Origin of the sequence: Streptococcus sp. HMSC066F01 (assembly GCF_001837335.1) — a bacterium.
In the GTDB taxonomy this organism is placed as follows: Bacteria; Bacillota; Bacilli; order Lactobacillales; family Streptococcaceae; genus Streptococcus; species Streptococcus oralis_S.
On record NZ_KV832115.1, the window covers coordinates 105699 to 120942 of the forward strand.

Genomic DNA, 15244 nt, shown 5'->3' on the forward strand with positions numbered 1-15244 from the left:
ATAAAAAGATATGTTACAATGAAATCAAGATAAGAACAAAGGAGAAAAAAGACATGCTAAAAAATCGTCTAAAAGAGCTTCGGGCTCGCGATGGCCTGAATCAAACAGAGCTGGCCAAACTAGCTGGCGTGTCCAGGCAAACCATCAGCTTGCTTGAGCGGGATGAGTACACGCCATCCATCGTCATTGCCCTGAAGATTGCTCAGATATTCAATGAGCCAGTCGAGTCAGTCTTTCGCTTAGAGGAGGATGAGTGATGAACAAGTATAAAGTGATTTATTATCTATCTATAGTTGTGTTTATCGTGAATCTTTTGGCTATGATTGGAAGCCTATTTGGTTGGTTTACAATTGTTGAAAGTAAATACCTCTTCTGGATTAACATAGTTTTACTATTAGTCTTTAGATGGGTAGAGAGAAAGATAAAGTTTAAAGAGATTGTAAAAGGAGAAAAGTTATGAAAGAGTTTTTAGCGGGTTTTCAAGTCGATACTGAACACAAAGCACTTGCAGGTGTTTGTGCAGGTTTAGGAAATTATTTTAACATTCAAGCCAATATCGTTCGTTTGGTGACAGTCTTGCTGTTTCTCTCTTCGACAGAGATTGGGATTATAACAGTAACTCTCTATGCCTATCTAGCAGGTTGGCTTGGCAATGAACCCTTGGGAGATGGAGCAAAAAAAGCTAGAAACCAAGCTATTCTCTTACTTGCTGTTTGTTTGATTTTGGTGTCGCTTGGAACAGAAGGCTTGACAGCTATTTTTGAATCAGGTAAGGACTTTGGTCAATGGTTGTCTGGCTTGTTTTAGAAAGAGGTTTAAAGATGGAAAAGAATCACATAATTTTTGCACTGAAACTTTTTATTACCGGAGCTTTATTAGGAATACTTGCCGGAGCTCTTAGAGTTAATCCTTTAAGTATCAATCAAGAGCAAGTAATCTCTCCCTTGTTCTCAATCTTTTTTGGTCTAGGGCTGATTACGGCAACTCTAACCTTTTATTTTATTAGAAAAAGCAATAAGGCCTATCAAAACTATCAAAGAGAAGAAGAGGACGAAGAAAGCGAACAAGACTATCTTGCTATGTATCGTTTCTTGGATTATGGTACAGTGGCTTGGAATGTTTCCCAAATTAGTATGCTATTCTGTATGATTTTAGACTTAGGAAGATTCGGCATATCAGCAACATCCTTACTTTTGATAGTTGTAAGTATTTGGTCGGGTGTTTACTGCCTAAAAATCACCAGCAAGATTCGTAACTATAAACTTTCTGTTATGGCGACTCCAAAGGAAGTTTTGGAATACCTCAATACTTATGATGAGGGAGAAAAACAGGCTGAGATGGAAGAAGCTTACTTGATCTTGTTCAAGGTCAATCAGCTCATCATACCAGGTATCTATATTGTCTTAGTAGTTCTATCTATGGTATTAGGACAAGTACAGTTGGTTGCTCTGCTCGTGGCAGTTGTCATCCATTTGTATACCAATGTTGCACAATTGCGAAAAACAAAACGTTATTTCAAATAGGAGTCTTTTATGAACTTACTTAAAAATCTTGGCTGGTTTCTTCTAGCTGTTCTATCCTTTTTCTTTGGCTATGGTCTGGTTCAGAGTATGGCTTTATCAGCGCTTGACCTAGGGGCTTCAATCTTTGGAGTCTTGCCACTTTATGTCGCCCTGTCAGGGGCCTATGTTTATGGAGTTTACAGATGGTATCAGACAGAAAAGGTTAGCATCCAGACAACAGCTTTTAATCGTTATATTTGGTTGCCAACCCTGGTTTTGCTAGTGGCTATTGCAGCCCAGTTCTTTTTGCCAGAAGATCCGTCAGTCAATCAACAAATCGTATCACAACTGACAGTTGCTCAGCCTGTCTTTGGTTTCTTTATGGTGGTAGTCTTTGCTCCTCTGACGGAAGAACTCATCTTTAGAGGGATGTTAGCACGCTATCTCTTTCCTAAGCAGAACAACGGCAAACAGACAGCTCTGTTTCTCCTCGTATCGAGTGTGCTTTTTGCCTTGATTCATTTTCCAGGGACTTTGCAACAGTTTTTAGTCTATGCTAGTCTGGGATTTAGTTTGGGTCTGGCTTATGTGAGCCGAAAAGGCCTTCTTTACAGCATTTCTTTACACGCTTTGAATAATTTAATCGGCTTTTTGATGATACTCATGCTATAATAGAGTCAGGAGGTCACATGAAACGAGTAATTTTATTAGCAGTGATACAGGCGGTCGTTCTCTTCTTTATCATCGGGGCACTTGCCTATGCCTTTAAAGGCGATTTCTTTTACAACTATCTAGCAGTTGTCTTTGCGCCTATTGCAGGTGTCTTGCGTTTTGCTTCGGCTTATGCGACGGAGATTGTTCTACCTAAAAAGGCAGCTGAGATCGCTGAAAAGCGTAAAAAAGGTTAAGAATCACAATCAGAGAATCCGATGACGTTTCCATCGGATTTTTTGTCTGTTCGTTTTGATTTCTAAAGACAATCAAACTTTTCTGATGATTTTCATGAAGAGCTTGCGCTTTTATGGTAAAATAGTAACAGAATAAAAGAGGAGAGAAACAATGAAACGTAGTATGTATGCTGGTCGTGTTCGTGAGGAACATATCGGACAAGAAATGACCTTGAAAGGATGGGTTGGCCGTCGTCGTGACTTGGGTGGTTTGATCTTTATCGACCTTCGTGACCGTGAAGGGATCATGCAGTTGGTTATCAACCCTGAAAAAGTTTCTGCAGAGGTTATGGCAACAGCTGAAAGTCTTCGTAGCGAATTTGTTATCGAGGTGACTGGACAAGTCGCTGCGCGTGAGCAGGCCAATGATAAGTTGCCAACTGGTGCAGTTGAATTGAATGTGACAGCCCTTACTGTTCTTAATACAGCTAAAACAACACCTTTTGAGATTAAAGATGGGATTGAGGCCAATGACGATACACGTTTGCGTTACCGATACCTTGACCTTCGTCGTCCAGAAATGTTGGAAAATCTTAAACTTCGTGCTAAGGTGACTCATTCTATCCGTAACTACTTGGATGAGTTGGAGTTTATTGATGTGGAGACGCCATTCCTTTCGAAGTCAACACCAGAAGGGGCGCGTGACTATTTGGTGCCATCTCGTGTCAACAAAGGACATTTCTATGCTCTTCCTCAAAGTCCACAGATTACCAAACAGCTCTTGATGAATGCTGGATTTGACCGTTACTACCAAATCGTCAAATGTTTCCGTGACGAGGACTTGCGTGGAGACCGTCAGCCTGAGTTTACCCAGGTCGACTTGGAAACATCCTTCCTTACGGAGCAAGAAATCCAAGATATCACAGAAGGCTTGATTGCGCGCGTGATGAAAGAAACAAAAGGCATCGAAGTAACGCTTCCATTTCCTCGTATGAAGTACGATGATGCGATGGCTCTTTACGGTTCTGATAAGCCAGATACCCGTTTTGACATGTTGCTTCAGGACTTGACAGAAGTTGTCAAGGGTGTTGATTTCAAAGTCTTTTCAGAAGCACCTGCTGTTAAAGCCATTGTAGTCAAAGGAGCTGCGGACAACTACTCACGTAAAGACATCGACAAGATGACCGAAGTAGCCAAACAGTACGGTGCCAAAGGTCTTGCTTGGGTCAAGGTAGTTGATGGAGAATTAAATGGACCGGTTGCCAAGTTTTTGACGGGTATCCAAGGAGAATTGACTGCAGCACTTGGTCTTGAAGATAAGGATTTGGTTCTATTTGTAGCGGATACGCTTGAAGTGGCTAATGCAACACTAGGCGCCCTTCGTGGACGTATTGCCAAAGAGCTTGGCTTGATTGATAACGACAAATTTAACTTCCTCTGGGTAGTTGACTGGCCAATGTTTGAATGGTCTGAAGAAGAAGGTCGTTACATGAGTGCCCACCATCCGTTTACCCTTCCACAGGAAGAGACAGCTCACGAATTAGAAGGTGATTTGGCTAAGGTTCGTGCCATTGCCTACGATATCGTTTTGAACGGTTATGAGCTTGGAGGTGGTAGCCTCCGTATCAACCAAAAAGACCTTCAAGAACGCATGTTCAAGGCTCTTGGTTTCTCAGCCGAAGAAGCAAATGACCAGTTTGGTTTCCTTCTTGAGGCTATGGACTATGGTTTCCCACCACACGGTGGTTTGGCGATCGGTCTTGACCGTTTTGTGATGCTCTTAGCAGGAGAAGAAAATATCCGTGAAGTCATTGCCTTTCCTAAGAACAATAAGGCAACCGATCCAATGACACAAGCTCCATCAACAGTCGCTCTCAAACAACTAGAGGAACTCAGCTTACAAGTAGAAGAAGATGAAACAAGCAAAACAAATTAAGCGGTGGCGCTATTATCTGCGCCGCTTTGCTTATCAGATAAAAATCTTACGAGTTTTACAAAGTATCTCTCGGGAAAAATATGATGAGAAAGTATCGGCTTCTCTGGTTTATGGCTTTTTGTCAGCAGTAGCAGTCAATTTCTTTTTTCAACCAGGGCACGTTTACTCCAGTGGCGCGACGGGTCTGGCACAGATTATCTCTGCCTTGAGTAATCACTGGTTTGGTTTTTACATTCCGATATCGCTAACCTTTTATGCTATCAATTTTCCGTTGATGATTTTGGCTTGGTATCAGATTGGGCATAAGTTTACAATCTTTACCTTTATCACAGTATCCATGAGTTCCCTCTTTATCCAGATTGTACCAGTTATGACCTTGACAGAGGATCCCATCATCAATGCCCTTTTTGGGGGTGTTGTCATGGGCTTGGGGATTGGTTTTGCGCTCCGTAACAATATTTCTAGCGGAGGTACAGATATCGTCAGTCTCACTATTCGAAAGAAAACGGGTAAGAATGTCGGTAGTATTTCTTTCTTGGTAAATGGAACCATCATGCTGATAGCAGGTCTGACCTTTGGTTGGAAATACGCTCTCTACTCCATGATTACCATCTTTGTCTCCAGTCGTGTGACAGACGCGGTCTTTACCAAGCAAAAACGCATGCAGGCCATGATTGTGACCAATAATCCTGACAAGGTAATCGCAAAAATCCATAAAAAATTGCACCGCGGAGCAACCATGATCCACGATGCAGAAGGAACCTATAATCATGAGAGAAAAGCAGTCTTGATTACGGTTATCACACGAGCAGAGTTTAATGATTTTAAACACATCATGAAACAGATCGATCCGACAGCCTTTGTCTCTGTATCTGAAAATGTCCACATTCTCGGACGATTCGTAGAAACAGACAATTAATAATATTCAAAAGACCAGCCTTGGGGCTGGTCTTTATTTTTCGATAATTTTGTGTCCAATCAACTGGCGGTAACAAATCTGTTTATTGTTTTTAGCATCGTTGATGATCTGGAGAATGGTTTCAAAGGAAACGCGCCCAAGTTCCAGACTATTGATATCGACATAAGCTACGAGGTCAAGTCGAGGATTGACAGAGTCGAAACTCAAGACAGGAACATCCAGTTTGTGCTTAGCGATATAGTCACAGACTCCTTCGGCTAGGAGACTGTCGGTTGTGATGATAGCATCAATCTGCGGATCGTGATTGAATAGGAGTTCACTGAACTGATACCCTTTTTCTTCTAGAAATTCGGTCGCAAAGTAGGTTAAGTTGGTATCAATCGGAAGTTGGTGTTGTTTGAGTGCGGACTCATAGCCGGTTAGACGATCTTGCGTTACGAAGAGTCGCTTTGTACCCCCGATAAAGGCAATTCGTTTGCATCCTTTTTTGATGAAATACTCTGTTGCATCAAAGCCCGCTTGTACATTGTCATTATCAACAAGAGGGATAAAGGGTGAAGTTGATTTTCCGAGAATGAGGAAAGGGAATTGCTCATCAGCTACTAGCTTGACCAGAGGGTCTTCTTCCTCGGCGTAGAGGAAAATCAAACCGTCAACACGCTTGCCATAAACCATCTGAGAAATCGCATTGAGACGTTCTTTCTCATCTTTCCCCGTTGCAATCTGAATAGCGTAGTGGTTTTCAGACGCGACTTGGGCGATACCTCGAAGGACAGATGGGAAGAAAGGATTTTGGTAAAAGGCATCCGAGTCGTCAGGGAGCACCAGACCGATAACCTGAGTATAGCTACTTACCAAGCTACGAGCATTGAGATTGGGATGGTAGTTGAGTTCCTTCATAGCCTTGCGAACTCGTTTTTTGGTTTCATCACTAATCGTTGATTTATTTTGAATGACGCGGGTAACAGTTGAAGGTGAGACACCTGCTGCCTTAGCCACATCTTTAATCGTCACGGGCATAAAAATCTCCTATTTATGGTAATCTGGATCACGGAAATGTGTCTTGTAAAAAATAGTGACCAGATAAAGAACAAAAAGAATGTTTTGTACAGTGATAAGGGTTGACATATTTTGGCCAAAAAGTCCCAAAATAAGCGTAATCAGAGTTGGTAATCCTAAACAGTTCAAGATAAAATGATAGCACTCTTTAAAGGTCTTAAATGAAAAGAGGCGTGATTTTTTTGTGATATAAAGGAGAAAGCTAGCCCCAAGAGAGACAATGAAGAAATTTAATCCAAAGAGGAAGCTTGCACCAAGAACGAGAAAGAGACTGATATAGACCCGGTTTTGTTGGTACCAGTCTTTAGAAATGGCCTGGGTTAAATCTTCCTTGTTCTGGAAACTCTCCGTTTGAATCGCGTGGTAGCGAATGCGAATTAGTTCCTTACTTTCCTTACTGATGACGAGTTCTTCCGTATCAAAATGAAGTTGCAAGTCCTTTGGCAATTCTTTGCTTTGGCTCGGGCCAATCAAAAGAGAAGGCTGCTGATTCTTCGTACCTGAGTAGTTCAGCTTTCCATCAACGATTTGTGCATTCTCTGACAAGTCCATGATGGCTTCATCTGTCAGTGGAGTGTAGACATTATCGATAAAGGTATCCAGTGGATACGTTTCCTGTGAGCTGTTTTGAATGGCAATTGGAATCATGGACAAGCTGATGAGGAAAATGCTAGTAAAGAGAAGCTGAAACCAGTTGAGTCCGAAACGTTTTGACAGGGGCTTACGAAATCCCCAAATACTTGAAAAATATGAAAATGGATATGGAAGCATTTGTATCTTTCTAAAAGGTGTTTTCTATATGAGTATTATTATATAGAGAAATGTGCTTTATTTCAAGTCTAGGAGACAAATTGCTTGCTTCAAGAATAGTTTTATAGTCACAAGCTCTAATACTCAATGAAAATCAAAGAGCAAACTAGGAAGCTAGCCGTAGGCAGTACTTGAGTACGGCAAGGCGAAGCTGACGTGGTTTGAAGAGATTTTCGAAGAGTATAAATTGAAAAAGGGTGGCGGGGGTATATTACCCCTTGTCGCCACCACTTGTAAGTCCTGAAACAAAGTTCTTTTGTAAGAAGAAGAAGAGAATACAGATTGGAAGGGCGATGAGGATAGCACCTGCTGAGAAGTAGGCAATCTTCAAGTTTTTCACATTGCTGACAAAGGTCTGTAGACCAACGGCAACTGTAAAGTATTCTTTCTCACGAAGCAAGAAACTAGAGAGGATATAGTCTCCGAAAGGTCCCATGAAGGCCCAGAGCGCTTGTACTGCAACCATTGGGCGAACAAGAGGGAGGACGATTTGCCAGAAGCGGCGGAAGTGTCCTGCACCATCAAGTTTTGCTGATTCATCAAGAGACATCGGTACGGTGTCAAAGTAACCTTTCATCAACCAAGCGTTCATTGGGATACCACCACCGACATATAGGAAGATGAGGAACCAGCTATGGTTAAGGGCATTCAACATAAGGGCCATAACGAAGAAGGCTGTCAAAGCGGCCATTGTTGGTACCATTTGGATGATCAAGAAGAAGACCAAACTTTGTTTACGAGCCAAGAAGTTGTAACGGCTGTAGGCATAACCAGCAAGTACGATGATACTTGTTTGAACAGCCATTGTAATCAAGGCGATAATCAAAGTGTTGAGGTACCAAGTGCCGTACAAGGTTTCAGTGAAGAGCCCTTGGAAGTTGGCAAAGCTAAAGTCGACGTTAGCATCTAGTTTAAAAGCTACGACGTTACCAGTCTTGAAGGCTGACATAATAGTAATCAAAAGTGGATAGATAATCACGATTGAAAGACCAATCAAGTAGAGGTAAGTGAGGGTTTGAGTCAGTCTACGTTTGAGTTTGATTGAGTTATTCATCTTAGACGTCCTCCATATCAAATGCGTGTAGTTTCTTGAATGCAATCATAGAGATAGAGATGACAATGATAGAGATGATCAAGGTAACAGCTGCCGCCATAGAGTATTGAGGAGATGTACCTGTTGTCAAACGATAAATCCATGAGATCAAGATATCAGTTGAACCGGCTCCACCACCAACGCTACCAGGACCTCCGCCGTTGAAGAGGTACATGATAGAGAAGTTGTTAAAGTTGAAGGTGTATTGGCTGATCAATGTTGGTGCCGCAACAGCCAAAATCATAGGGAAAGTGATGTTGCGGAATTTTTGCCAAGCATTGGCACCATCGATATAAGCCGCTTCGTAGAGGTCGTTAGGAATCGACTGCAAGATACCCAAAGTCAAAACGTAGATGTATGGGAATCCTAGCCAACCTTGCATCATAATCAAGGCAATCTTCGTCCAAGTTGGGTCTGTTTTCCAAGGGATAAGAGCACCGTCAAGGAAAGGAAGAACCTTAGCCAAGATAGGCAATACTTGAGTGTTGATCGCTCCGACACTATCGTTAAACATGTTTGAGAATGTCAAGATAGTGATGAAGGCTGGGACAGCCCAAGGAAGAAGGAAAATAACACCAAAGATACGTTTTCCTTTGATAAATGGTTGGTTAGCAATGATAGCTGTGAAGATACCAATCACAATCTGCAAAGTAGAAGCAGACAAGGCCCAGATGATGGTCCAAGAAAGAACCGCACCGAAGGCTGAACGGAAGGTACTTAAGCTCCAGATGTTTGTAAAGTTCGTCAAGCCAACCCAGTCCAACAATTTGTTTGGTGGCAAGTGTTGGAAGTCATAGTTGGTAAAGGCAATCATCAAGGTTACGATAACTGGGAAGATAATCGCAAATGTCATTGCTACATACGATGGGATAATCAAAAGGTATGGGAATCCATTCTCATAAATACCTTTGATCATATCTTTAAAAGTCCGTGGGACAGGAATTCCATTGTTAATACGTTTTGCGATTGTATGTGCATCTTTAATATTTGAGAAATAAAAGAGCACATAAACGACTACAAAGATTAAATGGAAGGCACCACGAATCAACATAAAGAGGGAATTATCACGACCTGGCTTGTCACCAAGAGTGATCAAATTGTGCAATTCAGGGGCTGCAAGTGCTAGGAAATAAAGAACAAATACGATAGTGACACCAAGGAAGATAAAACCTTTGGCCTTTTGTTTATTGTAAATCTGTCCTAACCCAGGAATCACTGAAAGCAAGGCTGCTTTGCTAGGTTGTTGGTTTTCCATGAATACTCCTTTCATAGGATACGAGATTGAAGTTTGTCTCCAATTACTAGATAGGCAACTGCAATCATTCGTAAATTTATAAAATCAAAGGGGGATCTGTATTCTCCCCCCTTGTAACGAATTCAATTATTCACCAAATTTTTGTTTGATTGTTTCTTTGATCAATGTTACAGCATCGTTAGCAGCTGTCTTAGCATCTTTTTTACCACTTACAGCGTCAAAGAGCATTGTTTTAGCTGGATCCCAAACTGCTGACATTTGAGAAATGTTTGGCATTGGTTGAGCGTTCTTGAACTGTTTGATAACAGCTGTTGTCAACTCATCGTTTTTACCTTCAGCGTATGAACGAGCTTCAGTGTTAGCTGGGATTTCGTTAGTTGCATCGTAGAATGCTTTTTGTTGTTCAGTTGAAACAAGGAAGTCTACAAATTTTTGTGCAGCTTCAAGGTTCTTAGTGCTTGATGGGATGATCCAAGCTTTACCACCACCGAATGGTGTGTATTCTTTACCATTTGGAAGAGTTGGAATAGTAGCAACACCGTAGTTTACTTTAGCATCTTTGAATGCTTGAGCTTTCCAAGGACCGTCGATGATAGCAGCTGTTTTACCTTCTTGGAATTGAGTTTGGATCAAGTTTGCAGCACCTTCAGTATCTTGCATACCTTTAGGCCATTTTTCGTACCAAGATTTAGCGTAGTTGATACCTGTGATAGAACCGTCGTTTGCAAGACCGATGTCTTTAGCGTCTTTACCGTTTTGTCCGAATACGTAACCACCGTTACCAGCAAGGAGTCCGTATGCGTAGTAGAAGTTTGTCCAGTCGGCTAGGAATGCAGTAGTTTTGCCATCTTCACCAGCGAAAGCGTATTTGCTGTCTTTAGCAAGTTCTTCTAATTCAGCAAAAGTTTTTGGAGCTTCTTTTAGCAAGTCTTTGTTGTAGTACATAACAAGTGACTCAATAACGGCAGGAGCACCGTAAACTTTACCGTCAGCAGCTGTTACAAGAGATTTAGTCTTATCATCTGTTTTAGCGCCGTCGCTCAAAGTAACTTCTGAAAGTTGTCCGTCAGTACCAAGGCTACCTACGCGGTCGTATGGTGCCATCATAACGTCAGCAGCTTGACCTGATTGGTTGTCAAGAGAAAGTTTGTCAAGTCCACCAAGTTGGTCACCTGATTTGATGTTAACTTTTGTACCTGATTCTTTTTCATAAGCTGCAGCAACTTTTTCAGCGTAGGCTTTGTATTGGTCTTCAACGTAGAAAGTGATTTCTTTTGCTTCAGATGAGCTAGTATCAGCTGCTTTATCAGCAGTTTTGCTTCCGCAAGCTACCAAAAGTAAGCTAGCAAGAGTAGCAGTTCCGAGCACAGCAGCGCTCTTCATGAATTTAGATGACATAGTGTATTCCTCCTAAAGAATAACAAAAATAATTTAATGAGAAAACGCAAACGTTTTCTTTTACGAACTTAGTATAGCACAAATAGAAAACGGTTGCAAGCGTTTTTAGGAAAATTTTTAAAAAAATTTTAAGGATTCAAACATTTGTTAAAGCCTTTATATAGGAAAAAACTTAAAATGTTTGTTTCTCTTGAATGGAAAATATATTAGGGAAACGATTGCGTAAATTCTGCTCGATTTTTCAGAAAATAGAGCAGCTGTTTGGAATGAATTATCTTAAATCAGAAAATCTTTAAAATTTTTTTGGCTCATTTCATAAAATATCAGTGGGAACAAGTTTTGTTTGATTAAAATAATTCAAAAAAATTTTTTAAAACCGCTTGCATTTGTTTTTGAAATGCGTTATACTTAAATCAACGCAAACGTTTGCGCCTTGATTTGCGCAGCGTTTTATTACAAACACATGAGGTGCTATTATGAAAAAACGTCAAAGTGGTGTGTTGATGCACATCTCTTCTCTTCCAGGAGCTTACGGGATTGGATCATTTGGCCAAAGCGCCTATGATTTCGTTGATTTCTTGGTTCGTACCAAGCAACGTTACTGGCAAATCCTCCCTCTTGGGACAACAAGCTATGGAGATTCTCCATACCAATCATTCTCAGCCTTTGCTGGAAATACGCATTTTATCGACCTTGATATCTTGGTAGAGCAAGGCTTGCTCGAAGCCAGTGACCTTGAAGGTGTTGACTTTGGTAGCGATGCATCTGAAGTTGATTATGCGAAGATTTATTATGCACGTCGTCCGCTTTTAGAAAAAGCAGTTAAACGCTTCTTGGAAGTGGGAGATGTCAAAGATTTTGAGAAGTTTGCTCAAGACAACCAATCATGGCTTGAACTCTTCGCTGAGTATATGGCGATCAAAGAGCATTTTGACAATCTTGCTTGGACAGAATGGCCAGATGCAGATGCTCGTGCCCGTAAAGCTTCAGCGCTTGAAAGCTACCGTGAGAAATTGGCAGACAAGTTGGTTTACCACCGTGTGACACAATACTTCTTCTTCCAACAATGGTTGAAATTGAAAGCCTACGCTAACGATAACCACATCGAAATCGTTGGGGACATGCCTATCTACGTAGCGGAAGATTCAAGCGACATGTGGGCAAATCCACACCTCTTCAAGACAGATGCCAATGGTAAAGCAACTTGCATCGCAGGATGCCCACCAGATGAGTTTTCTGCAACTGGTCAGCTTTGGGGCAACCCAATCTATGACTGGGAAGCAATGGACAAAGACGGTTACAAATGGTGGGTTGAACGCTTGCGCGAAAGCTTCAAGATCTACGATATCGTTCGTATCGACCACTTCCGTGGTTTCGAATCTTACTGGGAAATTCCTGCTGGTTCCGATACAGCAGCACCTGGTAAATGGGTGAAAGGTCCAGGCTACAAACTCTTTGCAGCCGTTAAGGAAGAGCTTGGTGAGCTAAACATCATCGCAGAAGACCTTGGTTTCATGACAGATGAAGTCATCGAGTTGCGTGAACGTACTGGCTTCCCAGGAATGAAGATTCTTCAATTCGCCTTCAACCCAGAAGATGAAAGTATCGATAGCCCACACTTGGCACCTGCCAACTCTGTTATGTACACAGGAACACACGATAATAACACTGTTCTTGGTTGGTACCGTAATGAAATCGACGATCCAACTCGTGAATACATGGCTCGTTACACGAACCGTAAAGAGTACGAAACAGTGCCACACGCAATGCTTCGCACAGTCTTTTCATCTGTTAGCTTCATGGCTATTGCAACTATGCAAGACTTGCTAGAACTAGATGAGTCAGCTCGTATGAACTTCCCATCTACTCTTGGCGGAAACTGGTCATGGCGTATGACAGCAGACCAACTCACACCAGCTGTTGAAGAAACTTTGCTTGACTTGACTACAATTTATCGCCGAATCAATGAAAATTTGGTAGAATTAAAGAAATAAGACATTATCAGGAGACACATAAACATGTTACCATTAAACGAATTTGTACAAAAACGTTACAATAAAACCATTGCAGAATGTAGCAATGAAGAGCTTTACCTTGCTCTTCTTAACTACAGCAAGCTTGCAAGCAGCCAAAAACCAGTTAACACTGGTAAGAAAAAGGTTTACTACATCTCAGCTGAGTTCTTGATCGGTAAACTCTTGTCAAACAACTTGATTAACCTTGGTCTTTATGACGAAGTTAAAAAAGAGCTTGCAGCTGCAGGTAAAGAGTTGATCGAAATCGAAGAAGTAGAATTGGAACCATCACTTGGTAACGGTGGTTTGGGACGTTTGGCAGCCTGCTTTATCGACTCAATCGCTACACTTGGTTTGAATGGTGACGGTGTTGGATTGAACTACCACTTCGGTCTTTTCCAACAAGTTCTTAAAAACAACCAACAAGAAACAATTCCTAACGCTTGGTTGACAGAGCAAAACTGGTTGGTACGCTCAAGCCGTAGCTACCAAGTGCCATTTGCACACTTCACATTGACATCTACCCTTTATGATATTGATGTACCTGGTTACAAGACAGCTACTAAAAACCGCTTGCGTTTGTTTGACTTGGATTCAGTTGATTCTTCTATCATCGAAGATGGTATCAACTTTGACAAGACAGATATCGCTCGCAACTTGACTCTCTTCCTTTACCCAGACGATAGCGACAAGCAAGGTGAATTGCTCCGTATCTTCCAACAATACTTCATGGTTTCAAACGGTGCGCAATTGATCATCGACGAAGCAATCGAAAAAGGAAGCAACTTGCATGACCTTGCAGACTACGCTGTTGTACAAATCAACGATACTCACCCATCAATGGTGATTCCTGAATTGATCCGTCTCTTGACTGCGCGAGGTATCGAGCTTGATGAAGCAATCTCAATCGTACGTAGCATGACTGCCTACACTAACCACACAATCCTTGCTGAAGCTCTTGAAAAATGGCCTCTTGAATTCTTGGAAGAAGTGGTTCCTCACTTGGTACCAATCATCGAAGAATTGGACCGTCGTGTGAAAGCAGAATACAAAGATCCAGCTGTTCAAATCATCGATGAGAGTGGACGTGTCCACATGGCTCACATGGATATCCACTATGGATACAGCGTTAACGGGGTTGCGGCTCTTCACACTGAAATCTTGAAGAACTCAGAGTTGAAAGCTTTCTACGACATCTACCCAGAAAAATTCAACAACAAAACAAACGGTATCACATTCCGTCGTTGGCTCATGCATGCTAACCCAAGCTTGTCTCATTACTTGGATGAGATTCTTGGACATGGTTGGCACCATGAAGCAGATGAACTTGAAAAACTCTTGTCATACGAAGACAAGGCTGCTGTTAAAGAAAAATTGGAAAGCATCAAGGCTCACAACAAACGTAAATTGGCTCGTCACTTGAAAGAACACCAAGGTGTGGAAATCAATACAAACTCTATCTTTGATATCCAAATCAAACGTCTTCACGAGTACAAACGCCAACAAATGAACGCTTTGTATGTGATCCACAAATACCTTGATATCAAGGCTGGTAACATCCCTGCTCGTCCAATCACAGTCTTCTTTGGTGGTAAAGCAGCTCCTGCCTACACAATTGCCCAAGACATCATTCACTTGATCCTTTGCTTGTCAGAAGTGATTGCTAACGACCCAGCAGTAGCTCCACACTTGCAAGTGGTTATGGTTGAAAACTACAACGTTACTGCAGCAAGCTTCTTGATTCCAGCATGTGATATCTCTGAACAAATCTCACTTGCATCTAAGGAAGCTTCAGGTACTGGTAACATGAAATTCATGTTGAACGGAGCTTTGACTCTTGGTACTATGGACGGAGCTAACGTGGAAATCGCTGAATTGGTTGGCGACGAAAACATCTACATCTTCGGTGAAGATTCAGAAACTGTTATCGACCTTTACGCAAAAGCAGCTTACAAGTCAAGCGAACTCTATGCTCGTGAAGCTATCAAACCATTGGTTGACTTCATCGTCAGCGATGCTGTTCTTGCAGTAGGTAAGAAAGAACGCTTGGAACGTCTTTACAACGAATTGATCAACAAAGACTGGTTCATGACTCTCCTAGACTTGGAAGACTACATCAAAGTGAAAGAGCAAATGCTTGCTGACTACGAAGACCGCGACGCATGGTTGGATAAAGTCATCGTTAACATTGCCAAAGCAGGATTCTTCTCATCTGACCGTACAATCGCTCAGTACAACGAAGATATCTGGCACTTGAACTAAGATACAAAATTTATACTAATCACTTTGTAAAAAAAGCGAATTTCAATTGAAATTCGCTTTTTTGAATGATGTGGATTTTAGCCAATCAGGTCTAAAAAGAGATAAATC

The 15244-nt window shown here is 41.6% G+C and carries 15 protein-coding genes; 10 read left to right on the forward strand and 5 right to left on the reverse strand.

The window, feature by feature from the left end; genetic code table 11:
* The first annotated feature begins 53 nt into the window (after positions 1-53).
* The 8 genes from HMPREF2655_RS04220 (at position 54) to HMPREF2655_RS04255 (ending at position 5244) form a co-directional block, all read left to right on the forward strand.
* Positions 54-257, forward strand: coding sequence for a helix-turn-helix transcriptional regulator (locus HMPREF2655_RS04220; RefSeq protein ID WP_000916945.1), 204 nt, complete (start codon positions 54-56; stop codon positions 255-257).
* Positions 257-460: a hypothetical protein gene (locus tag HMPREF2655_RS04225; RefSeq protein ID WP_001046116.1), complete on the forward strand. Its 204-nt coding sequence runs from the start codon at positions 257-259 to the stop codon at positions 458-460. The genes HMPREF2655_RS04220 and HMPREF2655_RS04225 overlap by 1 nt, the downstream gene beginning before the upstream one ends.
* Positions 457-807: a PspC domain-containing protein gene (locus HMPREF2655_RS04230; protein WP_070837768.1), complete on the forward strand. Its 351-nt coding sequence runs from the start codon at positions 457-459 to the stop codon at positions 805-807. The genes HMPREF2655_RS04225 and HMPREF2655_RS04230 overlap by 4 nt, the downstream gene beginning before the upstream one ends.
* Positions 786-1523, forward strand: coding sequence for a DUF3169 family protein (locus HMPREF2655_RS04235; RefSeq protein WP_257367838.1), 738 nt, complete (start codon positions 786-788; stop codon positions 1521-1523). Before HMPREF2655_RS04230 ends, HMPREF2655_RS04235 begins: the two co-directional genes overlap by 22 nt.
* A gap of 9 nt (positions 1524-1532) precedes the next feature.
* Complete coding sequence (locus tag HMPREF2655_RS04240; RefSeq protein WP_070837771.1) at positions 1533-2174, forward strand: CPBP family intramembrane glutamic endopeptidase; 642 nt, start codon at positions 1533-1535, stop codon at positions 2172-2174.
* Positions 2175-2191: 17 nt separating this feature from the next.
* Positions 2192-2410 carry a hypothetical protein gene (locus tag HMPREF2655_RS04245; RefSeq protein WP_000832176.1) on the forward strand — a complete coding sequence of 73 codons (219 nt, stop codon included), beginning with the start codon at positions 2192-2194 and terminating at the stop codon, positions 2408-2410.
* Between the two features lie 151 nt (positions 2411-2561).
* A complete protein-coding gene (aspS, locus tag HMPREF2655_RS04250; protein WP_070837774.1) occupies positions 2562-4325 on the forward strand; it encodes an aspartate--tRNA ligase in 1764 nt (587 codons plus the stop codon).
* The gene (locus HMPREF2655_RS04255) at positions 4303-5244 is read left to right on the forward strand and encodes a YitT family protein (RefSeq protein ID WP_070837777.1); all 942 of its coding nucleotides are present in this window, start codon (positions 4303-4305) and stop codon (positions 5242-5244) included. The genes aspS and HMPREF2655_RS04255 overlap by 23 nt, the downstream gene beginning before the upstream one ends.
* A gap of 33 nt (positions 5245-5277) precedes the next feature.
* Here HMPREF2655_RS04255 and HMPREF2655_RS04260 read toward each other — a convergent pair whose 3' ends face one another.
* The 5 genes from HMPREF2655_RS04260 to HMPREF2655_RS04280 all read right to left on the reverse strand — a co-directional run bounded on the left by HMPREF2655_RS04260 (position 5278) and on the right by HMPREF2655_RS04280 (position 10859).
* A complete protein-coding gene (locus HMPREF2655_RS04260) occupies positions 5278-6264 on the reverse strand; it encodes a LacI family DNA-binding transcriptional regulator (RefSeq protein WP_001145427.1) in 987 nt (328 codons plus the stop codon).
* A gap of 9 nt (positions 6265-6273) precedes the next feature.
* A complete protein-coding gene (locus HMPREF2655_RS04265) occupies positions 6274-7074 on the reverse strand; it encodes a DUF1189 domain-containing protein (RefSeq protein ID WP_070837780.1) in 801 nt (266 codons plus the stop codon).
* Between the two features lie 250 nt (positions 7075-7324).
* Positions 7325-8167, reverse strand: coding sequence for a sugar ABC transporter permease (locus HMPREF2655_RS04270; protein ID WP_001065654.1), 843 nt, complete (start codon positions 8165-8167; stop codon positions 7325-7327).
* A 1-nt stretch (position 8168) separates the two neighbouring features.
* Entirely contained in the window at positions 8169-9461 is a 1293-nt protein-coding gene (locus HMPREF2655_RS04275; RefSeq protein ID WP_000431414.1) for a carbohydrate ABC transporter permease, read from the reverse strand.
* A gap of 126 nt (positions 9462-9587) precedes the next feature.
* Positions 9588-10859 carry an extracellular solute-binding protein gene (locus HMPREF2655_RS04280; protein ID WP_049478972.1) on the reverse strand — a complete coding sequence of 424 codons (1272 nt, stop codon included), beginning with the start codon at positions 10857-10859 and terminating at the stop codon, positions 9588-9590.
* A gap of 476 nt (positions 10860-11335) precedes the next feature.
* Between HMPREF2655_RS04280 and malQ the strand changes: the two genes are divergently transcribed.
* Positions 11336-12853 carry a 4-alpha-glucanotransferase gene (gene malQ, locus HMPREF2655_RS04285; protein ID WP_049501519.1) on the forward strand — a complete coding sequence of 506 codons (1518 nt, stop codon included), beginning with the start codon at positions 11336-11338 and terminating at the stop codon, positions 12851-12853.
* Positions 12854-12877: 24 nt separating this feature from the next.
* Positions 12878-15136: a glycogen/starch/alpha-glucan family phosphorylase gene (glgP, locus tag HMPREF2655_RS04290; RefSeq protein WP_070837783.1), complete on the forward strand. Its 2259-nt coding sequence runs from the start codon at positions 12878-12880 to the stop codon at positions 15134-15136.
* The last annotated feature ends 108 nt before the right edge of the window (positions 15137-15244 follow it).